Origin of the sequence: Parvularcula dongshanensis, from assembly GCF_014199615.1 — a bacterium.
GTDB classification, from domain to species: domain Bacteria; phylum Pseudomonadota; class Alphaproteobacteria; order Caulobacterales; family Parvularculaceae; genus Parvularcula; species Parvularcula dongshanensis.
This window is the reverse complement of the sequence record NZ_JACHOB010000005.1, coordinates 1-25298: the sequence shown is the minus strand read 5'-3', so window position 1 is coordinate 25298 and position 25298 is coordinate 1. Positions and strand designations below refer to the sequence as shown.

Sequence of the window (25298 nt, the reverse complement as noted above, 5' to 3'; positions counted from 1 at the left end):
TCGAGCGACGGGAGGACCGATGCGGTTCCCGTCGCCCAAGTCACGTAGGTCAGTACTGATACCGAAGACCGAACACGATCCGCCGGTCGTTTAGGAAGCTGAACCTGTCCGCCATCTGGCCATCCGGATTGATCTGAACCTCGGCCTTGTTCTTGGTATCGAGGATGTTCGCGATCGAGGTCCTGAACTGGAAGTGATCGTTGAAGTCGTACTTGAACGATGCGTCCAGGAAGCCCGCCGCCTTGTTGAACACCGGTGAACCCGTCACGTAGCCACGGTAGCTGGTCAGGTATTCGTCCCGCCAGTTGTACGCCAATCGAAGCTCGATCTTCTCGTCTTGATAGATGCCGACGACGTTCGCCACGTTGCTCGACTGGCCCAACAGGTCGTCCACGCCAAAGCGGAAGATCGTCGCGAAGTCGTCCGGTTCACCATCGCCGTCACCGTCCACGAACGGCTGGGGCGGTTCGGCCGAGGCATCGATGAAGGTGTAGTTCGCCTGCATGCCGAGGTTTCCGAGGATGCCGGGCAGAAAGTCGTAGAACTGCTGGTAGGCAACCTCGATGCCTCGTACCGTCGCGGAGTCCTGGTTGACCTGCCCGCTGTAGGTGACCGGTATCGTTCGGCCGTCGATGGTTGCGGTTCCGATAGACTCCGCACCGCCCACAATGATGTTCTCAAGCTCTTTATTGAAGCCCGCGATGGAGAAGTACCCGCCGTCGAAGTACCATTCGTACGAAAGGTCCAGGTTCCATGCCGTGGTCGGGAGCAGTCCGGGATTGCCCCCGGAAGCGCCGATCGCCGACAGTTCGATGTTCTGCGCGCCGCGGTCGACCCCGAACAACGGATCGTCTTCGTCGAGCGCTGGGAACGGCGTCCGTGTGGTCCGCGCAGAGTACGTCTGACCGGCTCTGAGATCCTGAACGTTGGGCCGGCTGAGCGCACGGCTAGCGCCCACCCGGATCAGCATCTCGTCGTTCAGGTTCCACTTCGCGTTGAACGACGGAAGCCACTCTTCGTACTTGTTGTCGAACCCGTTGGCCAGGCTGCCTTGGTTGAAGTAGGCAACCGCAGCCGGTTGGAAGTCCGCCAAGTCATCCCTTGATTCGGCATCGTCGGTACGGAGACGTTCACCCGTTTCCGGGTCGAAAACCGGCTGTTGAGCATCTGCCGGGATGACTTGATAGTCGATGAAGCCGCTCGACGCTAAACTCGTCTGAACGTAGCGGACGCCGACGTTACCGTCGATCGACATCCCGTTCCCGAACTCCTGACCGAAGTCGAAGCGAACGTATGCGTTCTCAGTCTTCTCTTCGATGTCGGATACCTGGTCCGGGTTGAAGGCGAACGCCCCCCTACTGCCCCGAACCGGTGCCCACGGCTCGTCGTCGGCGTCCGGGTTGTCGGCATCGAATTGGATGTCGGGCTCGGTTTCCAAATAGCTGATGTAGGAGTCGTAATCGAGCAAGAGGTCCGAGCGCACGTAGAGGAACTCGGTGTTCGATCCTTGCACGACTCCGCCACGATAGAAGTCGGAGAAGTCGACCGCTTCGAAGGCAGGTTCGTTGAAGAACGCACCGAGACCGAGCCCGCCGTTCCAGGCCGGCTTGATCGCACCCCAGTTCAGATTGGCGACACGGTTGACTTGGTCGCGCTCGGAATACCGTACGCCGAACTTGACACCGTCGAACCAGCTGTCACCGGGGCTCTCATACTGCACATCCGCCTGATATGCAGAGAGGTCGCCGTCGCCCTGCCGGTAAGAATCGGCGGCGAACTGCCACCAGGTGCCCATCGGATCCGCCGTCGAAGTCGGGTACATCCATTCCGGATTGTTGCCGGCAGGATCGGCGAAGCTCGTAAGCGCCAGGCGAGGATCGAAGTTGAACTCGACTTCCGGGTTGTCGAGGTCGGGTCTGATCAGGACCTGAAGCGGTGTGTTCAAGCCGCCCCACAGTTCGGAGAACGACGCATCCGCCTTGGTGTGATGCATGTCGAACTCGGCGAACCAGTTGTCCGTGACGTTCCATTGGAAGTTGAAGCTGATGTCTTGGGTCATCGCCTCGTCGTGCTTCCCGATGCCAAGGCTGGTCACCGGAACGCCGTACGCACCGTAGTAGCTTTCGGTCGCGGCGCTCACGACGCCCTCTTCCATCAAGCCCGCGGATACGGGGATCAGCTGCTCGCATCCGGCCCGGTCACCGACCGGCGCTTCAGGCCCGCAGATCGGAATACCCGCGGAAGAGAAGCTAGGATCGAACACGACATCCGAATACTGGAGGCGGTTTGCGGTCGCGTAGCTCGGGAAGTACTCGGTGGTATGCTCGAGGCTATCGGTGTCGTTCTCCACCCGAACGAACTTGATCGTCGCTCGGAGGAAGTCGTTCTGCCACTGCGCGGCGGCATAATAGCTTTGACGGTCGCGATCGACTTCGTTCGTCCTCAACTGAAAGCCCGGTACGAGGGCACCGATTTCGTCGGGTCCGTACCCTTCGAAGATGACCCCCACGCCGGGCGCCTCCCCAGTGTCCGGATCAGCGGCCGCTGGATCGCCGGAATCCGTTCCAAGGAGGTCGAGGGGCCGGGGCGTCGGCGCTGCCTGTTGCCAGCCGTTGATGTCTGACTTCAGCTTCGACGTCGATACAGACACGAGGAGACCGAACTCGCCGACGTCGGTATCCCACCTGTTGCCGGCGATGCCGGCAATGGTCGGCGACCACTCATCGCGAAGATCGGTGTAGGTGTAATCGCCAATGAGGGCGAGGACCGGTCCGGATCGATCGAACGGTTCGAGCGTACGGAGGTTGATGGTCCCGCCGATGCCCCCTTCGATAAGGTCGGCGGACTGGTTCTTGTAGACGTCGACCGCACCCACGAGTTCGGGCGGAATACTCGCGAAGTCCAGCGCCCGGCCGCCGTTCGCGGTGAACGCATCGCGCCCATTGAACTCGGACCGGACGAAGCCAAGGCCGCGAATTAGGTTCCCTGCCCCCTCAGGAGACGGAAAGTCCGGACTCGCACCACCAGTCGAGAAGCGAGAAACGGTGACGCCGGGAATACGGCCGAGGGCTTCGGCGATGGACAGGTCCGGAAGAGTGGAAATGTCCGACGCCGTGATCGAGTCGACGAATGTGTCGGCGTTTCGTTTGGTTTCAGCTGCAGTTTCGAGCGATTGGCGGATGCCTTGGACGACGATGACGTCCGCTTCTGCTTCCGTTAAGCCAGATTCAATAGGTTGTTCAGAGGGTTCGTTGAAGTCTTCCTGCGCGAAGGCTCCCTGCACACCAATAATGCAAGCTAGCGCGGAAACGCCCAGTAGCATTCCGTTCTTGTGACGCAGTTGCCCTGTGGCGTGGCGATAACGCATGCGATGCCCTCTCTTTGCGTGTCCTCCCGGGACACTTTATGAATTTGTTGACACGAACGGTATCGCAAGCGTTGGCTGGGTGTGAAGCGGGACGGACAATGTAATCGTTTGTCACCGTCCAGAAGAGTCCGTCTTCGTGCTAGAACGGCTTGCAAGACGGCTGCAAGATAGCGCTAACAATAGATGCGATGGCGGGGGTAGAACGTGGGGAAAACGTCCGGCAGCGAGGAACTCGACTCCATCTGCATCGTTGGGGGCGGTACGGCTGGCTGGATGGCCGCTGCGGCGTTGGCGCAACGGTTAGGACGGAGCACCACGCGCGTTTTCCTGGTCGAGTCGGACGAGATCGGTACGGTTGGCGTCGGCGAAGCGACCTTGCCACACATTCGGAGCTTCAACGAAGGCCTTGGGATCGACGAGGCTGCGTTCATGCGTGCGACTGAGGCGACCTTCAAACTCGGGATCGAGTTCCGTGATTGGGGCAAGCTCGGCGACCGATACACTCATCCGTTCGGGGATTACGGCCGAATGGAGGATGGGCTCTCCTTCCATCATCTATGGCTTCGTCTGCGCTCGCACGGCTCGCCGTGTCGGCTAGACGACTACAGCTATGCGGTGCGTATGGCCGAAGAGAACCGGTTCACTCGTCCGCAAACGGATCCCGGCACCCTGCAATCGAGCTTCGGCTATGCCTATCAGTTCGACTCTACGCTGTACGGGCGATTTCTGCGCGATCGCGCGGTAAGCGCGGGGATCGAGCGCGTCGAAGGCAGAATTGTCGATTGGACCCTCGACGGTGGTACCGGACATGTCACCTCGATTCAGCTCGCCGACGGTCGCTCCGTGGCGGCGGATCTCTACGTCGACTGCTCCGGCTTCCGGGGGTTGCTGATCGAAGGGGCGTTGGAGACCGGCTACGAGAATTGGCAGGACTGGTTACCTTGCGACCGAGCCCTCGCCGTGCCGAGCGAAGTCCGCCGTCCCCTCCCCCCATACACGCAGGCAACAGCGCGGTCAGCAGGCTGGCAGTGGCGCATCCCGCTGCAGCACCGGACCGGAAACGGTTACGTCTACTGCAGCGAGTTCGTCGACGAAGAGAGCGCCCGGGAAGAGTTGCTCTCGAACTTGGACTCCCCCGCCCTCGCGGATCCGCGCCAACTGCGCTTCACCACGGGACGTCGCCGCAAGTTCTGGAACAAGAATGTCGTCGCGCTCGGCCTCGCGGGTGGTTTCCTCGAACCGCTCGAATCGACATCGATTCACCTCGTACAGGAAGGCATCGCCGAGCTGATCGAACTGTTCCCCGATCGCGACTTCCATCCCGGGGACGAGAGCGAGTACAATCGGCGCATGGCGCTGAACTTCGAGCGGGTTCGCGACTTCCTTCTGCTGCACTACGTGGCGACGGAGCGCAGCGACACCGAGATGTGGCGATACTTCCGGGCCATGCGACTACCCGATAGCCTCGAAGAGAAGATCGAGGCCTGGCGACATCGGGGTCACGTTGTCGCCTATGAGTTCGGCGTCTTCCTCCCACCGAGCTGGATCGCGGTCTTCATGGGGCAGAACGTCCTGCCGCGTTCCTATGACTGCCGTGCGGAGCGGTTGCCTATCGACGCTCTGCGATATCGTATGAAGAGCGTCCGTGAGGACGTCTCGAAAGCTGTCGGAGCAACTCCCGCGCACGAGTCCTTTATCAGTGCCTGCGGGGCAGCCTCGGAAAGTTCGGCCGCGCACGTCCGGACCAACCCCTACGACCTATGATGAACGCGAACGATCCGAACGCCCAATCGCTCGTGGTCATCTGCGGCAGCGGTCTGGCCGGCCAGATGTGCGCGGCTGCGCTGTCCCGCCGCTTGCCGGCCTCCGTCGCGATTGAGGTCGTTCCCACACCTCGGGACCACGACGCAGACTTCTTCTATGGGCAAGTCACCGGTCCGTCGGCCTACGCATTCAACCTCGCCGCGGGCGTGAGCGAGCCTGACCTCGTTCTACGAAGCGCGATGAGCTTCGCCTACGGTACGCACTACGAGCGATGGGGCGATCGTTCCTGGCATCAGTGCCACCACCTACCCCTCCCGGTCATAGGCAACGTCGCCTTCCACCACTTCCTTACCCAGACCGGTCGAACGCAGCTCGAGCCATTCCTCTTACCGGCGATAGCCGCCGCGCGGGGTGCGTTCGCTCATCCGCCGGAACGTGGGGCGTCCCCTCTCGCCCGTGCGGAATACGGCTACCAGATCGAGCCGAGTGCCTACGCCGGGCTGTTCGAAACGGCCGGCGGCCTTCGGTACGACCGCACGAAAGCGCTGTTGAATGACGTCGAGGTCGCATCCGGCCGCATCGCCTCACTGCGGCTGAGCGACGGATCGGTGGTTCGTGGCGACTTTTATGTCGACGCGACCGGACCGCAGGCCTTGCTTCTGAGCGCCGTCGGCGTGCCGCAAGAGCGATCCGGGCGGCAGGTGCGCGGAGAAGCATTCCGTAGGTCGTGCGAACGTCTAGGGCCCCCTGTCCGCGTCGTAAGGGCGGGCGGGCGCGGCTGGACCTCCGCCGCGCATCTGCGCGATGGGGTCCACTTCCTCGAACTGAGTGAAGAGGACGAGAGGCGGTCGGACGCCACGCCGGACTTCGAAGATCTTCGACAGAGCTGCACGTTGACGCTCGGCAAGCGCACGATGGCTTGGCGAGGTAATTGCGTCGGTATCGGCCATTCGGCCGCGGTGCTTGAACCGATCACGCCAGCACCGATCATGATGCTCGAGCGGGACATCGAACGCGTGATCTCGCTGGTACCGGTCGCCCCCGAGATGTCCGTCGAGGAGGAGCTCTACAACCGACGGCATAGGGACGACTTCGAGAACGCATTCGCTTTCAACGCTTCGCTTTACGGAACTCCGCACCTTCCAAAAGGCGCCTTCTGGGCGACGGCTCGCGATCAGCTTCTGCCCGAGCGACTGTCTGCGAAGCTTTCGGCTTTTACCCGTCGTGGGGTCAGCGTGACCTTCGACCACGAACCGTTCAACGAGGAGGATTGGTTGATCCAGCATTTCGGGATGGGGCGTGTACCCGAACGATATGACCGTTTCGCGGAGGGAGCTGGAGGCGCCAGACTTTCGGCTCAGTTGGATGAGATGCGCGATTCAATCGCCCGGTTCGCGCGTACGATGCCGCTCCACCATCAGTACATGGACGGTCTCGAGCTCTATATTCGGCGGAACGCGGAAACTAATGACAACGATACTTAAACGCTTTGTCATCGTCGGAGGGGGATCGGCGGGATGGATGACCGCAGCGGCGCTGTCGAGCGTGTACGATCCCAATACGGTCGAGATCGTACTGGTGGAGTCGGACGCAATAGGCACCGTCGGCGTCGGCGAAGCGACGATCCCCGATATCCTGAAGTTCAACGCTATGCTCGGCCTGCGCGAAGACGAGTTCATGCGGGCGACCGATGCGACCTTCAAGCTGGGCATTCAATTCGTCGACTGGGGGCGGAAGGGGGACGTCTACGTTCACCCGTTCGGCGAGCACGGGGCCGATCTCAACGGCATTGATTTCCATCACTACTGGCTGGCGGCACATGAGACCGGCGACGTGCCGGCCATCGAAGAGTTCAGCCTTTGCGCGGTCGCGGCGAAGGCCGGGAAGTTCGCTCTGCCGTCCCGGGACGCACGGTCGGTTCTGTCGCAGATGGGCTACGCCTACCATTTCGATGCGAACCTCTACGGCCGGTTCTTGCGACGGTTCGCCGAAGGTCGGGGCGTTCGGCGTATCGAGGGGGAAGTTCGCGAGGTTGGGCGAGACCCGTCGTCTGGGTTCGTCACGGAGGTCCGCCTCAGCGATGACCGCGCCGTCTCGGGTGACTTCTTCTTCGACTGCTCCGGGTTCCGGGCGTTGCTCCACGAAGGGGCCTTAGACGTGCCGTTCATCGATTGGTCCCACTGGCTCCCGTGCGACAGAGCGCAAGTGGTCCCCAGCGCTCACGTCGGGCCGATCAAACCACTAACGACATCGACGGCAAAGACCGGAGGTTGGCAGTGGCGCATCCCGACGCAGCGGCGGATCGGAAACGGCCACGTCTACTGTAGCGCGTTCATGGACGATGTGTCGGCGGCAGAGGTTTTGCTCGAAACAGTGGATGGTCCTCCCCTCTCCGAGCCGCGGAGAATTGCGTTCCGTACGGGCCATAGGCGATCGTTCTGGGAAAAAAACTGCGTCGCGATCGGACTGTCGGCCGGCTTCATCGAGCCGCTCGAGTCGACATCGATACATCTGATCCAGCAGGGCATCAGCCGCTTCATCGCGCTGATGCCGGACACTAGCTTGCCCGAGACGCTCAGGCGGGAGTACAACCGATCGATGCGCGCGGACTTCGAGGAAGTGCGCGACTTCATCGTGCTCCACTACAAGGCTACGGAGCGCAATGACAGTCCCTTCTGGGATTACTGCCGGACGATGGACGTCCCGGATAGTCTGCAGCGTAAGATCGATTTGTTTCGGGAAAGCGGTCGAGCTTTTCGTCATGGCGAGGAGCTGTTCGCGCGGCCGAGTTGGGTTGCGGTTTTCCTTGGGCAGAACATATTGCCCAGTCGGCTTCACCCTGTGGCGTCGCAAGTGCCTGAACAGAAGGTGCGGCAGAGCCTCTCTTCGATGAGGCGCGCGATCACCACCACTGCGGATACCATGCCGAGCCACGAAGACTTCCTGTCTCGTTACTGCGGCTGGAAGCCGAGTCTCCAGTAGGCTCTATACGCCGAGGCCTCATTCGAGCTGTCGGCGCTGGGATTGACCGCCGACGTACTCGAACATGGCGATGCTGCTCGGATCGCCGCGCAGTCCGTCCGCAGCTGCGTTGAATCCTTCTTCAGATACGACCGTGAGCGCAGGCTCGCCTGCGACGCTCTCTGCGGCGGGGGCGTCGAGCTCGGTTGTAACGCGCCAGGACGGTTACGCGCCGATCAAATCGTAAGGGTACAGCCACTATTCCACGCTGACTGAGTCGAACTCTACCGCTCCCCAGACCGGGTCCACGACCGTTCGGTGGTGGTCGTGATCCCAATCGCCCTCCGCCAGTCCTAGGCCTACGCGAAGTTTCCGCTCGGTATAGGCAGGAGCCGCAAGTGCAAAGAGCGCACGTCGAGGGTGTCGGCGCCGAAGCTTGCGGCGTTGTCCTCCCAAAGCGAAGAAACGCACCCCACTTGCACGCTGCCGCAGCGGGCCCTGCCGGAACCTATCGCTTTCTTCAGCACGGAACCGACCGCGGCGTAGCAGTTGCGGTCGGCAGGAACAGCGCTCCGAAGGCTTTGTTAGACGAGGTCGCCGACGTGTTCGGCGAACCCGCCATAGATGTGGAGCGAGACCGCAGGAAGGAACGGGACGGCCGCGGAGCGGAAGAGGACGAGACGCCGCGGTGGGTGGTTTGCCGGATGGTTTCCTTCGGTCATGTCGTCGTTCGCACGACGTTCTGAGCGGCGCGGCCGGGTAGCGGCGGCTTCGCTTCAGCGCAAGAGCCGCGCGTTCCCCCAAACGACAGGCAGGCTGAGGCCCGGCGTCCCTTCGGCCCGCACGACCAGTTCGATTACACGGACGCCGTCTACGTCGGCCTCGATCGGAGTGACGCTGTCACCGAAGGCGATTGCTTCTGTCGAGGCCAAGAGCGATCCGTCGCCATAGACTTCGAAACGGACAGGACCCGCAGAAGCCGCGCTGTCGTCGATGCCGACATTCGCTGCAAACCGCTCGAAGCCCTCGTTTCGTACCTCAAGCCGTGAGTTCGCCAGGACGCCAAGGCCGCTGTCGAAGACGATTCCGCCGATCCGCAAGGGCTGACTGAACGGGGTCCGGTCGGCCTGCGCGCCCCCCCACCCCGCATAGGTCGGCAGCTCGTAGGCGCCCCGCGTTCCCGTCCACGGAATGATGCCGTGATGGATCGTGGGATCGTTGGTCGGGAAGGGTACGCCGTCCTCGGCGACGTTCACATCGCCTGGGACTTCGGAGAGGTAGATGCCGTCCGGCAATGCGCGACTTCCCTCGGCACGAAACACGAGCGTTTCCCGCGCATCGACCTTGTGTTCGATCTCGTCACGGAACTCGCTCGTCTCACCCGTCCAAAGGTCGGTAAGCCTGATCGGCGCGTCGTCGCGCATCTTCAGATGATCCGCCGTCAGGACAACGTCGACTGGCGCGAAGCCGCGGTTGAACAATGCGACCGCCTTGTCGCCGTCGGAGAGCGTCTTCACCAAAATCTGCACGTCTTCGGACAGGAAAACCGGTACGGCCTGATGACCGCCTTCGTCCTGATTGAGGGCGATCAGACCCTCGTTCGACAGGAGGGTCACCTGGTCCGCGTTCGCTTCGCGCAGATCGTAGCCGATGAGGAGAGGCGCGTTCGTGATCGCCCAGAGTGCGAAGTGGGACCGCGCCTCCTTCATGTGGTCAGCGTCGAAATCCCCCTGCCCGACGAAGAGCATGTCAGGATCGTTCCAACTTCCTGGTTGTGCGTAGAGCGCGCGGGTGACGGTCGTATCGAAGTTCGTCAACATACGCGTCCAGTCGGGCGTGATGTCGTTGCTGGTACGCGAGACGTTTCCGACCTGCTTCCCCCAGAAGCGGACATCGGACGAACCCCAAAGGCATACGGAGAAGACGTAGTCCTGATCGGGGCTATGGCGGTGCAGCGCCTCCGACACATCAGTGAACAGGGACCTGACCGCCGGGATGTCCGTACGGGCGACGGAGTTCATGTCTATGAGCGGCTCGAGCGGACGGTAGGTTCCCGCCGCGACCCTCGGCGCGTCGGCACCGAACGCGCGGATGCCACAGCCGTCCACCTTCACGTAGTCGAAGCCCCACTCAGCGAAGTAGAGTTCGATGTCCTGGTCGATGTGGCCGAAGAGGCCGACCTCGCGTTCCTCCAAGGTGCCTTGGGGAAGGTTCGCATCGTCCGAGCCGTACGCCTGGCCGCAGGTGTTGCGACCGATGTCGGAGTAGATGCCCGCCTTCAGGCCGAGCGCATGCAAGCCGTCAGTAAAGGGGCGAAAATCGGTCTGCTCGGGATCGTCGGTCCTCGCCGACGGGAACCGCTCCGTGTGAACGACCATTCGCCCGTCCGGCTGGCGACGATGATGCCACCATCCGTCGTCGAGGTTGACGTAGCGATAGCCCGCATCGGCCAAACCCGTATCGAGAAGGATCCGAGCAGACGCCATGACCTTCTCCTCGTCGATGTCGTAGAAGAAGGCGTTCCAACTGTTCCAGCCCATAGGCGGAACGGGGGCGTTCCCGGCCTCGTTCGCTGTCCAACGTCCGGTTGCGACGAGCGGGTCGGTAGCGCTCTTGTCCTTGGCTGCGGCTGGCGCGGCCAACGTGACCGTCCCTGCCGCGGTGACGCTGATGACCAGGCTGCGAAGGGCGGCCGTGGATGCGACGTGGCGGGCGTGAGATCTCTGCATCTCTTACGACGCGTCGGTGAGCCAGCCGTTGACCTCGACCCAATGCATGAACGCCTCGAACCACTCGTTACTGGTGCGGTCGGGGTTGCCGAGACCGAAGCCGTGGCCGCCGTTCTGGTAGAGGTGGAACTCGACGGGCACGCCGGCATCGTACCAGGACTTGATGACCCCGAACTCGCCGCCGAACAGGAAGTCATCGGACGCGATCGCCGCGAACATGGGCGGCGCGCCTTCCGGCACCTCCACCTCCCCCATGCCGCCGTAGATCGGCGCGATGAAGGCAAGGTCGGCGACGTCGGACTTCAGCGTCGTCTCCATGGTCAGGCCCGCCCCCGCCGAGAACCCCATCATCCCGATCCTGTCCGTGTCGACATGCCACTCATCGGCTCGGTCCACGATCATGCGGTAGGCGGCCTCTGCGTCCGCAAGCTGGTTCGAAAGGTCCCAGCGCGGCCGCTGCGGAGGCTCGGCGTCGCCCCCCGCCCCGCTACCGTCTTCAGCCTCTTCGAAGCGCCGGTTCATCTGCCCCTCGAAGTCTGCGAGCTTGTCGGCCGTCGGCTGCAGGCGGTACTTGAGGACGAACGCGGCCACCCCGCGTTCGTTCAGCGCCTCGGCGACCTCCCATCCTTCGTTGCCCATCGAGAGCCACATGAACCCGCCGCCGGGCGCTACGATGACCGCCGCGCCGGTCGCCTTGTCCGGGTCGGGCAAGAAGGGGGTCAGCGTCGCCTCGGTGATGTTCCGCGCCATGGGATCGCCCCACTGGCGGAACCAGGACTCTTCGGCAGGCTGATCGTCGACGCCGCCCGTGCCGAGCGGGATCGCGTTCGGTTCGTTCGGCGCCTCCATCGGGTACATCGTCCCGTCCTGCGCATTCGCTAAACCGTTCACCATCGTCAGAATCACGGCCACAGCCATACCGGCAAACCCAACTGATCCTGCTCGCAGCATAACCCCTCCTCCATCGGTAATTTTCCGCGAGCTTGATTAGCGCTATCATTCCGGTCAATCCGGACTCGCAGGTGCGTGGTACCCGAACCTTCGCGCGCCTGTTCGGACAACGGTTGTAAACGTTTGCAACTCGGCGGGTGGGCCGGACCTCTTCGATGTGCTTGCGTAACCGGGCCGCGTCACCTCAGCACGAGGCACTCTGATTACACTGGTATGGGTCGATCAGCGCAACGTCTTCGGCGCTGCGCGGGTAGCGTGTTGGGTATGGTGATATGATGATGCGTACACCCTTCGTTTCGTTGGCCTTCTCCGTCATGTCCGCGACGGCGGGTGTCGGCGACACGAACCCATAGCTTCCTAGCGTCGAAACGCCGGTCCATAGTTAGAGCAATCACCCCTGCGAGGGGCTGGTGCACGAGCTCGTCGACCGAATGACGCTGAAGGAGAAGGCTACCCAACTCGTCAACGACGCTGCCACACCCCGCCACGCCACTGGCGAGTACGACTGGTGGAACGAGTGTCCCCATGGTGCCGCGGCGGATGGTTGCGCCACCCTTCTTCCACAAGCCATCGGCTTGACGGCGACGCTCGATCGAACAGGGCGACCGAAGCCGACTGATCGCTTCGCAGCCGCTTCAGAACCCGCGATCTGCTCGCAGTCCGTTCGTACAGTGCTGGAACATACTCGCTCCGCGACCTGTCGGCCTTTAGCGCCCCCCCTGCCCTCCGGGCCTTCGTGGTAGGCCCGAGGAAGGGTTGGGTGGCCACGTGCCGCGGCCGCCCTACGGTTGAGGATAGCGGTTACTCCCCCTTCTCTGCATACATGCCGAGCGTCGCGCCGACGAACCCACCTGCGACGCTGGTCGAAAGGATCTTGCCGTCCACGCCCTCGGCGAGCGTCGTCCATCGGCCGCCCTCGGGACGGTAGGCGAAGTCGTAGTCTGCACCGTCGAAGGTGACGCGGAGTTCGAGCGGCTGGCCCGCGAGGCCTTCGCCGTCGGCTTCTGCGACGACCTCGCCCGCTTCGGGCGAGTCGGCACCGGCACGGCGGCGCAGGCGGAGGACGGGGCCGTCTTCTGACCCGGCTAGGCCGAGCTTGTACCAGTAGGCGTCGGACTGCATCGCGACGAGGCCCGCCTCGTCGCCCGCCTCCTGCGGCGTGAAGGTCACGCTCGTCGAGGCGTCGCCCGCGATGTGCTGCTGGCGGCGGACCCACAAGGAGGGCTGAAGCGTCTCGCCGAGGGCCTCGGGCCGCGCTTCGATCGTCAGCGCGCCGTCGCCCGCCGACCACCACTCGGTCTTGGGAATGCGGACGGTCATCCACTCGAAGCCGAGAGGCTCGTCGAACTCCTCGGTGACGGTGAAGTTGCCGTGCATGGGGAGGTCGGGCGTGCCAGCGTCCGGCAGCGCCGGTCGCTTCGCGACGTATGGCACCTCCTCGTCGCCCTCGGTCATGATGGGCCAGCCGTCTTCCCACCGCACCGGCATCAGGAAGGTCTCGCGGCCCGTGTTGAAGAACTCGTCCTCATACGGACGCACGCCGAGGAATGTCGCCCACCACTCGCCCTCGTCGTCCTGCACGTAGGCCGCGTGGCCGACATAGGCGATCGGCATCTCGCGGTCGGGGTCGAGGTGACGGGCGGTCAGGATCGGGTTGCCCTCATAGGGCTCGTAGGGGCCTGTCACGCTGTCCGAGCGCAGGACCACCTGGCTGTGGTTGACGGCTGTGCCGCCCTCAGCCGCCGAGAGGTAGTAGGTGCCGTCGATCTTGTAGACGTGCGGACCCTCGATCCAGATCGGGTTCTCTTCGGGCCTCACGCCGCCGTCAAGGAGGACCTGCTGCTCGGTGAGGGACTCGAAGGTCTCGGGGTCGACCTCGCGGATCCAGATCGCGCGGTGGCCTTGGTAGCGCGGCTCGCCTTCCGGCCCGTCATTGTTGATGACGTAGACCTTGCCGTCGTCGTCGAAGAAGACGCTCGGATCGATCCCGCCGACCTCGGGCATGAAGATCGGGTCGGACCACGGCCCTGCGGGGTCGGTCGCGGTGACGATGAAGTTCCCGCCGCAGTCGACGCAGGTGTTGGCGACGTAGAACGTGCCCTCGTGCTCTTCGATCGTTGGCGCGAAGACCGCGCGCGACAGCTCGAGCCCGTCGAAGTCGAGCATGTCCGGCCGGTCGATGACGTTGCCCACTTGCGTCCAGTTGACGAGGTCGGTCGAGTGGAAGACCGGCAGGCCCGGATAGTAGGCGAAGGTCGAGTTCACGAGGTAGTAGTCGCCGCCGACCTGGGTGATGCCGGGGTCGGGGTAGAACCCGGCGAGGATCGGGTTGAGGTACTCGTCGGGCCCGACCTCTCGCTCGAAGGCCGGGTCGCGCCCCTCATAGGTGAAGCGCTCGAAGCGCGCCGTCAGTGGGCCGTCCGCCGCGGGGGCAGGCGCCTCCCCTTGCGAAACGGTGCCTGCACATGCGGCGAGGAGAAGCGCAGTCGACCCCATCAAGCCGTAGTAAGAGCTACAACGCGTACTGTGTTTCATTCGCTTACCTCTGGTATGTTCGATTATCGTCGGCAGGCCGCGGACGGCGTAGACTTGGCAGGGCCCGAACGGTTGACGCCGTTCGAGGGATGGTTCGGCGATGGATCGTCATGTCACCACAACTCGATCGCCCTCGTTCATGTCGAGCGTATGCGCGCGCCCGTTCACATGGACCTTGCGCCGTACACGACTGGAAGCTGCGAAGCGGGCTTCGGTGACGTCGCCCCTCATCCAGTTCAGGTCGAGGGTCAGACCGCCACGTAGGCGAACGCCGCGCACCCACCCATCGGGCCATGCGTCCATGGGCAACGCCGGAAGCAATTCGATCTCCTGCGGCCTGTCCCTCACCAGCATCTCGACGACACCGGCGGCGCCGCCGAAGTTGCCATCTATTTGAAACGGCGGATGAGCGTCGAACATGTTCGGATAGGTTCTGTCCGGCCCGAGAAGCTTCCGCAGAACGGTGTAGGCGCGGTCCGCGTCTCCGAGGCGAGCCCAGAGGTTTATGCGCCAGCCGATCCCCCAACCCGTCGCATCGTCTCCGCGAATAGCGAGTGAGCGACGGGCGGCCTCGTACAATGCAGGCGTATCGGGACCGATCTCGTGACCTGGATAGACGGCGTAGAGGTGCGAAACGTGCCTATGCTGAATCTCAGGGGCGTCGAGATCCCAGTCCTGGAGCCACTCTTGCAACTGCCCGGCCTTGCCGATCCGGTCCGCCGGAAGCCGGCTCCGGGCGGACGAGAACTCGGCGCGAAGGTCCGAATCGAGGCCCAATAACTCGCTCGCTTCGATGATGTTTCCGAACAGCTTTCTTAGTATCTGGCGGTCGCAAGCCGGACCGGCACAGATCGTCGTTCCCGGGTGGTGGGCATTCTCCGGTGAAATCGATGGACAGGTGACGAGCCCTTCCCCGCCGGGATGCTCGACGAGCGTATCGAGAAAGAACAGCCCCGCGTCTCGCAACGTCGGATAAATGCGCTTCAACACCGTCAGGTCTCGACCGTAGTCGTAGTGGTCCCACAGGTGCTGGCATAACCAGGCACCCCCCAAGGGCCACATGCCCCAGAAGGCGCCATCGATCGGAGCCGTCGCCCGCCAAATGTCGGTATTGTGGTGCGCCACCCACCCACGCGCGCCGTAATGCACCTGGGCCGTTCGACGACCGCTCTCGGCCAAGTCCTCGACCATAGCGATCAGCGGTTCGACGCAATTAGGAAGAGCCAGTGCCTCCGCCGGCCAATAGTTCATCTGAGTATTGATGTTGATAGTATACTTCGAGCCCCACGCCGGGTTGCTGCTGTCGTTCCAGACGCCCTGAAGGTTCGCTGGCTGCGAGCCCGGCCGGGACGACGACAGAAGGAGGTATCGTCCGTACTGAACGTAGAGCGCGGCGAGGTGGCCGTCATGACGGTTCATCTCGTGACTGTACCTGATACGTTCGTTTGTTGGGGTGTTCGCGAAGAGGTCTTCGCCAAGATCGAGATCGAACGTCTCGAACGCTTCTCTATGCGCGTTCGTCGCCGCTCTCTCGATCGAGGCAGGCTCGTTCCTGGAAGCCGCGCTGAGCCGGTACCGTACGTCTTCGGTTGGATGGCCTGAGACGTCCTGCCAGCTCCTGTGGCTCGTTCCCGCTGCGATGACGAAGGCAACCTCTTCGCGCCCGCGCATGACGAGGCGCCCGCCTTCGGATTGTACCGTCGTGCCGGGGCAAGGAGCTATGCCCAACGCGAAACGCAGCCTGCCGTCCACACCGGCTACGCCCTCGTTCTTGCCCGTAGCAAGCGCACACTGATCGTCGAGGTCGAACGCTAACCGTTCGTGCGACACGGTCAACGCCAGATCGCCTTGGTCGACGCGGTGGCGTACTAGGATCACCTCGTCCGGCACGCTTGCCAGCACGGTGCGCTCGTGGCGCCTTCCGCCAGCCGTCCAGCGAGTGACGGTGGCTGCCCGCGCGAGGTCGAGGAAGCGTACATAGTCCTCGCGCTCGTTCCCACCGTCGCATTCCAATACCAGGGAGCCAAGAGTGAGGTAGGGCATCTGCGTTCGCGGGACGCCGATGAGTTCCCGGTCCGCCAGGGCTTGCGCCTCGCGATAGCGCTCCTGCCAGATCAGGTCCCGCACCTCGGCGATGGCGTCGAGAGCCCCGGGTACAGCCGGATTGTACGGCCCACCGGCCCAGAAGGTATCTTCGTTGATCTGAAGCTGCTCGCGGTGGGTACCGCCGTAAACCATGGCGCCGAGGCGTCCCGTCCCGACAGGCAGCGCTTCTACCCAGTATCCCGCCGGGGCGGTGTACCAAAGGCCGTAGCGGGACAGGCCCGCCGGCCGCTCGCTGGTCCGAGCAGAAACCTTTCCGCCGAAGAATAGCCCTGCAGCAACGGCCGTCACGATCGTCTCGCGTCGGCTGATGCCGGCCGATCGGAACGGCCGTGCCGGATCTCCCCCTTCAGTCAACGGCCGCGGTCTCCGCGTCCGCTACGAGGTGCCGTGCGAAGAACGGGAGGACGTGGCGTTCGAAGCGGTCCGCAACGCCGCTGACATGGTCGCCCTCGTAAACTTCGTACGTCGCCGGGATGTTCCGATGCTGCAGGTCGCGGGCAAGGATCTCGGCGTCCGCGCGTAGCCCGTCCTTGTCTCCGACATCGATAGCGATCGCCGAGTAGCTGCGCAGTTCGGGAACGTACTGATCGACCATGGCGATAGGCGCGTTCGCGGCCCAACGGGCGAGAACTTCTGTCCGGTTCTCGCCCACTGGCAAACGGAGGTAGAAGGGCGGCGCGTTCGGATCCGGAGACCACGCCGCTGCCGAGGCCAGGGTCGCCCGCTCGAAGAAGCCAAGCGCCGCAGCGTCCTTCTCGGTTCGCACGCCCTCCAGCCGTTCGAGAAGATCCGCAGGGGGTTGGGCACGCGCCGACAGGCAGCACGGGCTCATCGAGTAGAGTGCACCGAATACATCGGGGCGCTTCATCCCAATTCTGATCGTCCCGTATCCGCCCATAGAATGACCGGCCAACCCCCGACTCTCGCGAGCTGCGAGCGTACGGTAGGTGGCGTCGATCTTCTCGACGAGCTCGTCCGCGATGAAGCTCTCCCAATCGCCCACGGTGACCGAACTCGAGTACATTGAACCGTTATGGCGCGTGCGGGAGTCGGGCAGCACGACGATCATCTGCGCTGTGCCGTTCGCGAAGGCATCCTCGATCCCTGCCGGCGTATCGATCTCGTTCGTCCAGATGTCGTTGTCGATCGAGTAGCCATGCAGTGCGTATACGACCGGAAAACGACGCTCGGGCTCGGCGTCATAACTGGGCGGAAGGTAGACGATGACGTCCCGCTCCGCCGCGTTACCTTCGAGGTTTCCGGCTATGGCGTGGCTGTCCACGACGAGACGCTCGGTCCGTACCTTGCCCGCCGCGTCGTCCTGCGCTGTGCAAACGCCGGTCATCGACACGACGCTCGCGAGCAGAGTGGCTGCCAGGAGAGGACCGGTAGGCGCTTTGGACGCAGCGCGGTAACTCTGGCTCCCGTGGGATCTAGCGCGCCGTTCGCCGGAACGGTTTTTGACTTCCCTCATTCAGCAATCTCCCACTCGAAGCGCACTCCGTCTCGACCGTCCGGGTCCGGACCGGGACTGTCCGCGGTTAGACGCCCATCGGACATGCGAAGGTATCTGTTGGTAAGCCGCGACATCAGCACGACCTCGCCGGTGGGGGTCTCGCTCCACTGAAACCGTTGCGCGGCCGATCCACCGGTCCTTGCCATACGAACGGTGCCGTCTTCTCGAACTGTCAGTGACTTGCCGCCGCGTTCGAAGCTGACCTGTCCGACACCTCGGGCCCTGACGTCGAACGGAACGGCTAGGGGGCCTCCGTCGGTACCGTCGTCGACCGCCGCTTCAGATAGCAGGACGGTTCGTCCGTACGGTATCGGCGCACGACCGTACGGGTCGGGCTCGAACACGTCGATGCCGTCGAAGTCTGCGACACCGGTCTCGCCGCTGTCCGGATTGAACGCGAAGAGTCCGTAGCGCACGCCCTGGAAGGTGTAGAGCTGGTAGACAAGGGGTACGGGCTTTCCGATCTTCTCGAACCGCCTACCGTCGAGCGAGTAGCTGAACTGCGCCTCCTCATGCATGAAGTCCGCTTCGGCGCGTAGCCAGATCCGGTCGGATGGCACCGGTTCCCGATCGATGGCGCCGCTTTGCTCGTCATACCGGGCGACGAAGAGGCCATCGGCCGTTCGTTCGGTCGCGAGCCAGGCGTAGGGGCGCCCGAACAGCGCGAGTCCAGCCCGGTCACCGCGCTTCATCCCGCTAGCGTCGAGCACGACGGTCGGATTTGAGCGCGGGCCGATGGCACGTTGTGTAAGGGTGGTTCTTGATTGCAGGAGGTCAGAAGCATTGTCGGCGTGGATCCGCAGATAGCCGCGGCGGTCCGTCAGCGACCAGTCCTCCGCGACCGGTACGTGATTCCACTGCCATACCGGTTGCAGGACCGGTTCAGAGAAGTCGTCAGAGCGAGCGTATGGAGCCCTCGGCTCCTGTACGGACCCGGTTTTCGGCTTTTCATACGTTCGCGGCGTACGTCCCAGATTGCCAGGCAGTCCGAAGTACGGCCAGCCTTCCGACCATGTGACCGGCGACAGCGCAGTCAGCCTACCGATCGAGTTGGCGTCATACATCGAGAAGCCCCACCACTCCCCCTCCGGCGTTTGCACCACGCCCCCCTGGTGAAGCGACAGTCGGTCGCGAGAGGATGGGTCCGGCGGCACCAGGTCGAATGGTGGTTCTACGCCTTCGAGGAAGGGGTCGGCATCGATGCTACGTCCCTTCATCAAGCCGAAGTCCTCGTGTTCCGAGATCGCGCGAGTGACCTCCCAGGGCCCATACGGACTCGACGCGCGAGCGGCTGGCATGCGCATGCTGTCGCGGTACTCCGCGCTGATCAGAAAGTACGTATCTCCGAACTTGTAGAAATGGATACCTTCGCCGAGGCCGGACCCCTCCTCCAGGATCACCCGCTCGGTTCCGGGCACGATGTCCGTCAGTGCATCATTCAGCTCAGCAACCCTTATCTCCTGGTACCCCCAAACGATGTAGGCCTTACCGTCATCGTCGAAGAGCACCGACAGGTCGTGGAAACTTCCGGCCATCTCCTCGTGCATCCAAGGACCGGTCGGATCGGTAGCGGAGAACTTCTGGGTTTTGTGCCGGTTGACGTTGCTGAAGATGTAGAAAGTGCCGTCGCGGTGCCGGAAGGTCGGCGCCCATAGACCCTGACCGTACTCCTCTCCGTCCTCGAGCCTGAACGAGGGGCCCAGGTCCAGTCGCTCGGCGGCGTAGGATAGGAACTCCCAGTTGACGAGGTCCGTCGAGCGAAGGACCGGCAGGCCCGGCATGGAGTGCATGGTCGTGCCGGTAAGGTAGTAGTCGGATCCCACTCGAATGAGATCTGGGTCCGAGAACTCGTCGTAGAACAGCGGGTTAGTATACGTGCCGTCGCCGTTGTCCGCGGTCCAGGTCTGGCGGACCTGATGACCCGCCTCCTGAACGGCCGCCCCGGACGGACCGCTCACCGCGACCCCGACGGTCGCCGCTAGGGCCACCAATGCCAACCGCTCGGTGTACGACCTTGCGAACGTCATTGGACGAGCTTCAAGACTGTGACCGACCTCGCCGGCAGGCCGAGTTCGAATGTACCGTTCTTTGCACGGACGCTCATCTCTTCGGGCTGCACTTCGTTCGGAGACGCGAAGGTGTTGTGAGCGTCGATCTCCTCGGCACTAAGAACTCTGCCCTCCGCCCGTCGTGCGTCCCCTGCCTGGAGCGTCACGCCGTGCGCGGCCTCGGGGTCGGCGTTGACGAACGCCAGCACCAGCGTGCCGTCTTCTGTCCGGGCGGCCGATGCACTTAGCGCTGGGAACGCATCATCCCCGGAACCATAAGTCGGGGCTTCGAACGACACGGGCAGAGCGGTAGCGCCTTGGAACGGCCGGTACATGTCGAAGACGTGGTAGGTAGGCGTGAGAACCATCTTGCCGCCGTCGGTCAGGATCATAGCCTGCAGCACGTTGACCATCTGTGCGATGTTCGTCATCGGCACGCGGTCGGCATGCTGATGGAATAGGTTGAAGTTGAGAGCGGCGACGACGGCGTCGCGGATCGTGTTCTGCTGGTAGAGTGCGGGGGCGCCCTCTTCCGTATTCACCCACATGCCCCACTCGTCGACGTAAAGGTCGAAGTCGTCTTCGAAGTTGTGAGAGTCGATCATGGCGAGGGAACGCTCGATCGCGTCTTCCATTCGCAAGGTCCGCGTGATGGTCTCGGCCCACTGCGCCTTCGAGAAGTCCGTCGCTTCGCCTTTGTCCGCCCAGTCGCCGTTCGGAAGCGTGTAGTAATGGAGGGAGATCCCGTCGGCGAGGTTACCCATGCCAGGGTGGTCGAGTACTTCGTCGGAGTAGTCGATATTGCCTTCGTGCGAGCCGGAAAGGATCCGCTTCGGTGCTTCGCCCGCCGTCTGCAACAACGTGGCCCACTGCGCGTACAGATCCGCGTAGAACGCCGGCCGCATGTTTCCGCCGCAGCCCCACGTCTCGTTTCCGATCGATAGGTAGTCGATCTTCCAGGGCTTCTCCCGTCCGTTCGCCTTGCGCTCGTTCGCTAGGTCCGAACCTTCGGGTAGTGTGATGTACTCGAGCCAAGCTTGGGCCTCACCAGGCGTGCCCGTCCCGAGATTGACGTTGAGGTAGGTCTTCGCGCCCAGGCGTTCGGCGAGGTTGAAGAACTCGTGTGTCCCGAACTGATTGCTCTCCGGCGTGCCGCCCCAAGCCATATTGACGGTGCCGGCCCGCTCGTTCCGAGGCCCGATGCCGTCGCGCCAGTGATATAGGTCCGCGTAGCACCCGCCCGGCCAGCGCATCACCGGAATTTCAAGACGGTCGAGCGCGGCGAAGACGTCATCGCGGATACCGTCCGTGTTGGGGATGTCAGAGTCTTCACCCACCCATATTCCGTCGTAGATACCCGCGCCGAGGTGCTCTACGAACTGTCCATAAACCTCCGGTTGGATCGTGCCGATCGGCGCACTCTGATCGATGGTCAGTTCGGTTTGCGCATGCGCCGCCGATATGGCGGTTACGCTTACGGCGAGGGCGCGAAGTTGGGCAGCGAGTTTCATAGAGGCCTCAGGCTAGGTTGCGCGTATGTCATTGGGCGTCGGCGAGCAGCGTACGGACTTCATAGACCGGTGCGTCGCTTCCCCTTGTCTGGAAGCGGATGGTGACCTTCGACTTCCCGCGGGTAAGCTCATCCGGCACCTCATAGTCGACAGCGACGAACTCGCTGGCGCTCGGCGTGTCGCGCCGCTCGCGCGCGATGGTGGTACCGTCGACCGAGATGTCGAAGTCCTTACCGGTCTCCTCGCCCCAATAGAGGGCGCGCAGCACGACGGGGCCTTCGCCTACCGCGAGGTCGAACTGGATGTAGTTGCCGACACCCCACCAAGCCGTCCGTCCGTTACGGCCGCCGAAGGCGATGACGTCGGCGTGGCTCGCTTCGAAGTCATGGTCGCGCTCTGGCTGCATCTCGCCGAGATAGATGACATCGAAGGTTCGTGCTTCTAGCGCGCGCTGAGCTTTCTGCTCGGCGCGGAAGGCAACTTCCTTCTGCTTCCACGCTTCCGCCGTGAACCGGGGGAAGTAGACAGCCGTACGGTTGTCGTACTGATCGAAGAACGGCCGCAGGACGATGGGTTCGGGGACTGCTCCGGTCAGGCGGTAGCTGAAAGGCTCGCTATCGATGGGTTCAAGCGAGCGCTCGGCATCGGCCGTAACGAGTGCCGGAGGCAGAACGACGGAGCGGTCGTCCGGTCCGAGGTCCGCAGCGAGAACCAACGGTCCATGAAGAAACGCGATCATGCTCTCGTCGTCCGGGGTCCTTTCGACGGTGGTTCGCATCGGGAAGCGTGCCTCGATCCGGTCACCTGGCTTCCAGCGACGCGCCAACCGGGCGTAACCAGGCCCGGGCTCCACCGGCACCCGTTCTCCGTTCAACGTAACGTGCGGCGCCTCGCACCAACCCGGCAGCCTAACGGCGAGGGTCCGTGCACGGCGCGGCGCATCTTCGACCACGAGCGATACCGTCTCATCCCGCGGGAAGTCCGTTTCCATGCGTAGCCGCATGTCCCCTTCCCGCCACCTCACCTCTGCCGGGACGAACAGGTTGATGTAGAACGCCTCGCCGCCCTGCTGCCAGAACGCGCTGTCGCCATGCTTCGCGTGGCTCTCCATGCCGGTGCCCATGCAACACCAGAAGCTGTTCTCTAAAGTGGAGTAGGTCCGCCGCGATCCCGATCGCAGCGGCATGAAGTAGACGTACATGCCCGACACGGGATGCTGGTGGGCGAGTATGTGGTTGATGTAGGTGCGTTCGTACTCGTCGAAGAGCTTCGCGTCGGGCTCCCATTGCCAGAGGTGGCGCGCCATCTTCAGCATGTTGTAGCTATTGCACGCTTCACACGTCCGGTCGGTGATCGCCTCAGCGATGACCCCGGGTGCACGGAAGTGTTCCCGCTCGGAGTTGCCGCCGATGACGTAGGAATGCTGATCTGTCACGGTACGGTAGAAGAAGCGCGCGGTATCGCCGGCGGCGTCTTCGCCGGTCAGTTCATGGAGCCGCGCCAATCCCAGTAGCTTCGGGATCTGGGTGTTCGCATGCAGGCCCGGAAGAATGTCCTGCCCGCGAGAAAGGGGGTCGAGCACCGCTCTGTGCCGGAGCCGCTCCGCCAGTGCCAACCAGCGCTTCTCGCCTGTCAGCGCGTATAGCTCCGCGTAGGCGCCGTTTAGACCCCCGTGTTCCGCGGCGAGCAGCGTCTGCATCTGCTCGTCGTCGAGTTGATCCAGGACGTCGGCGAGGTAGCCGGCCATGCCGATCAGGACCGGCATCGCCGCCTCCTCCCCCGCCAGCCGATAGGCGTCTATGAGACCAGTCTGCACCTTGTCCCACGTGTAGAGCGGCACCCACCCGCCATTGATGTCGAAGCCGGAGGTGCGGATGTCCCCTCGCCTGATCTCCTCGAAGATCACCTTGCCGTCGACGATCTCATCGTCCCGCTCGGCGGTCGTCCCGCCGACGTAACCATCGCCATGCGCAATCTGGCACGCCGCCATCTCCGCCACGATGTAGCGCACCCGATCACGCGCTTCGGCGTGGCCGCGCTGCGCGGTAATCGCGAGTGCGGTCAGGTAGTGGCCGAGCGAATGGCCGGCGATGCCGCGGGCCTCCCACCCGCCGTAGAGTTCTCCCTTCGGCTCCAGGCCGGCAAACTTGCGGAAGTTGTGCAAGAGACGATCGGGTTCAAGCTCGAGGAGGACACGCGTATTCGTTTCGACCGAGCGCGAGAAAATGGACGGGGTAAGAGCGACGTCTTCAAGCGGTACCGCTTGCAGACTCTCCACGCCCTTCGCCGCGGCGAGGGTCGATCCGGCGAGCGCAACGGCGCTAGTCGAGATCAGGAAGGCGCGGCGATCGACTTGCATGTTGTGCCCCTCCTCCGGATCCTTCGCCGCCGATGCGGACGTTTCTTGTTCGATGGGGAAACGGTATCTTCCGTCAGGCGACGGTACTTTCCCGCACGATTAGCTCAGGAGGCAGCAGCGTCGTTGACGCCGACCCGCCGTCTATGATCGTCAGTAGAAGGTCGACCATCGTCTCCCCGCCCTGCTGGATCTGCTGGCTGATGGTCGTCAGTGCCGGGTCGAAGTTCGCCGACATTCGAATGTCATCGTAGCCGACAACCGCGACGTCATGCGGCACCCGGATCTCGGCGCGGCGTAGAGCGGTCACGGTGCTCATCGCGATCACGTCGCTCGCGCAGAAGAGCGCATCGAAGCGGACGCCCCCCTCGATCGTCGCTTCGGCGGCGATGCGGGCTTCGCGCGCGTCGAACGGTGCTTTGTAGATGAGACTTTCGTCGAGGGTCATGCCGTTCTCGGCATGCGCTCTCTTGTAGCCCTCGAGCCGCAATGCGATCTCTGGCTCTGCAGGGTCGCCGAGGAAGGCAATCCTCTTCCGCCCGACCTGCATCAGATGTTCCGTCGCCATCTTGCCGCCGACAACGTTGTCGGTGCCGACCACGACGTAGTTATGGTCAGGCAAGTGGCCGCCCCACACGATGATCTGCGGATACATCGACGCGAACCGGTCGAGTTCTTCGAGGTCCTGCCCCTGCCCCATGATGATGATGCCGTCGGCGCGACCGCATTGGATCGAGTTCTTCTCGACACCATCGAGCCAAGGCGCCCTCTTCGTCAGAAGGAGGTCGTAGCTTCGCGCTGCGAGTGCGTCGGCAAGGGCGCCGAGCATGTCGAGGTAGAAGGGGTCGGACATGTGCTGGCGACCGCGCGTCGCGAGCGGGATCAGAACCTCGATCGACCGGCTCCGCTTCTGACGCAGGCTGCGGGCGTTGATGTTCACCTGGTAGTTCGCGCTGCGGGCAACTTGCAGCACACGCATTCGGGTCGACTCAGCGATGAGAGGAGAACCCGACAACGCGCGGGAGACGGTCGCTTCGGACACGCCCGCAAGCTGCGCGATGTCGAACATCGTCATTTCTGCCCGAGGGCGGCGTCGGCGTTGCTGTTCCATCGTGCGATGAAACGCGTGGTTGCAAGATTTTGCAACGCGGGAGGTGGGTGAAAAGGTTTGCAGCCGGACGCCAACCTCAGAATGCACTGAGTGATCTGGGCGGCGCCCGCTGTCTTAGACTAAGCCTCGTCAAAGAGTCGTGCTGACACGACCAAGATAAACAGTGTGGGCCGGACTCACGGCTTTGGGAGGGTGTTATGTTTCGCTTCGGTTCCGGCGTCGCTCTGTCGGTCGTCTTCATGGTCGGCTCTGCGCAGGCGGCCGAGGCCACGCGAGAAGGTTTCGGCACGCTGGAGGGCGGCCAGGAGGTCGGCTCGGTCCTGCTTACGACCGAGAGCGGGTA

Annotated in this window: 14 protein-coding genes; 3 read left to right on the top strand and 11 right to left on the bottom strand. The window is 63.3% G+C overall.

Annotated elements, in window-relative coordinates:
* Window positions 1–49: 49 nt before the first annotated feature.
* Window positions 50–3367 (bottom strand): TonB-dependent receptor, encoded by a 3318-nt coding sequence (locus tag GGQ59_RS11110; protein WP_183818581.1) that lies wholly within the window; start codon window positions 3365–3367, stop codon window positions 50–52.
* Window positions 3368–3571: 204 nt separating this feature from the next.
* Here GGQ59_RS11110 and GGQ59_RS11105 point away from each other — a divergent pair, with 204 nt between their 5' ends.
* From GGQ59_RS11105 to GGQ59_RS11095, 3 genes are read left to right on the top strand one after another with little or no spacing between them, the layout of a single operon-like run.
* A complete protein-coding gene (locus GGQ59_RS11105) occupies window positions 3572–5131 on the top strand; it encodes a tryptophan halogenase family protein (protein WP_343074326.1) in 1560 nt (519 codons plus the stop codon).
* The gene (locus GGQ59_RS11100) at window positions 5128–6615 is read left to right on the top strand and encodes a tryptophan 7-halogenase (RefSeq protein ID WP_183818577.1); all 1488 of its coding nucleotides are present in this window, start codon (window positions 5128–5130) and stop codon (window positions 6613–6615) included. The genes GGQ59_RS11105 and GGQ59_RS11100 overlap by 4 nt, the downstream gene beginning before the upstream one ends.
* The gene (locus GGQ59_RS11095) at window positions 6599–8113 is read left to right on the top strand and encodes a tryptophan halogenase family protein (RefSeq protein WP_183818575.1); all 1515 of its coding nucleotides are present in this window, start codon (window positions 6599–6601) and stop codon (window positions 8111–8113) included. Before GGQ59_RS11100 ends, GGQ59_RS11095 begins: the two co-directional genes overlap by 17 nt.
* 563 nt (window positions 8114–8676) lie before the next feature.
* Here the strand turns inward: GGQ59_RS11095 and GGQ59_RS11090 are convergent.
* The 10 genes from GGQ59_RS11090 to GGQ59_RS11045 all read right to left on the bottom strand — a co-directional run bounded on the left by GGQ59_RS11090 (window position 8677) and on the right by GGQ59_RS11045 (window position 24913).
* Complete coding sequence (locus GGQ59_RS11090) at window positions 8677–8814, bottom strand: hypothetical protein (RefSeq protein ID WP_183818573.1); 138 nt, start codon at window positions 8812–8814, stop codon at window positions 8677–8679.
* A 54-nt stretch (window positions 8815–8868) separates the two neighbouring features.
* Window positions 8869–10821: an NPCBM/NEW2 domain-containing protein gene (locus GGQ59_RS11085; RefSeq protein ID WP_183818571.1), complete on the bottom strand. Its 1953-nt coding sequence runs from the start codon at window positions 10819–10821 to the stop codon at window positions 8869–8871.
* A 3-nt stretch (window positions 10822–10824) separates the two neighbouring features.
* Window positions 10825–11715, bottom strand: a complete 891-nt coding sequence (locus GGQ59_RS11080) for an alpha/beta hydrolase (protein WP_221401010.1) — start codon at window positions 11713–11715, stop codon at window positions 10825–10827.
* A gap of 858 nt (window positions 11716–12573) precedes the next feature.
* The gene (locus GGQ59_RS11075) at window positions 12574–14268 is read right to left on the bottom strand and encodes a glycoside hydrolase family 43 protein (protein WP_183818567.1); all 1695 of its coding nucleotides are present in this window, start codon (window positions 14266–14268) and stop codon (window positions 12574–12576) included.
* A gap of 147 nt (window positions 14269–14415) precedes the next feature.
* The gene (locus tag GGQ59_RS11070) at window positions 14416–16701 is read right to left on the bottom strand and encodes a glycosyl hydrolase family 95 catalytic domain-containing protein (protein ID WP_183818564.1); all 2286 of its coding nucleotides are present in this window, start codon (window positions 16699–16701) and stop codon (window positions 14416–14418) included.
* A gap of 58 nt (window positions 16702–16759) precedes the next feature.
* Entirely contained in the window at window positions 16760–17758 is a 999-nt protein-coding gene (locus tag GGQ59_RS11065; RefSeq protein ID WP_183818562.1) for an alpha/beta hydrolase, read from the bottom strand.
* A gap of 125 nt (window positions 17759–17883) precedes the next feature.
* Window positions 17884–19956: a glycoside hydrolase family 43 protein gene (locus tag GGQ59_RS11060; protein ID WP_183818560.1), complete on the bottom strand. Its 2073-nt coding sequence runs from the start codon at window positions 19954–19956 to the stop codon at window positions 17884–17886.
* Window positions 19953–21488: an alpha-N-arabinofuranosidase gene (locus tag GGQ59_RS11055; protein ID WP_183818558.1), complete on the bottom strand. Its 1536-nt coding sequence runs from the start codon at window positions 21486–21488 to the stop codon at window positions 19953–19955. The genes GGQ59_RS11060 and GGQ59_RS11055 overlap by 4 nt, the downstream gene beginning before the upstream one ends.
* 28 nt (window positions 21489–21516) lie before the next feature.
* Window positions 21517–23847, bottom strand: coding sequence for a glycoside hydrolase family 127 protein (locus GGQ59_RS11050; RefSeq protein WP_183818556.1), 2331 nt, complete (start codon window positions 23845–23847; stop codon window positions 21517–21519).
* Window positions 23848–23920: 73 nt separating this feature from the next.
* Window positions 23921–24913, bottom strand: a complete 993-nt coding sequence (locus GGQ59_RS11045; protein ID WP_183818554.1) for a LacI family DNA-binding transcriptional regulator — start codon at window positions 24911–24913, stop codon at window positions 23921–23923.
* Window positions 24914–25298 lie beyond the last annotated feature (385 nt).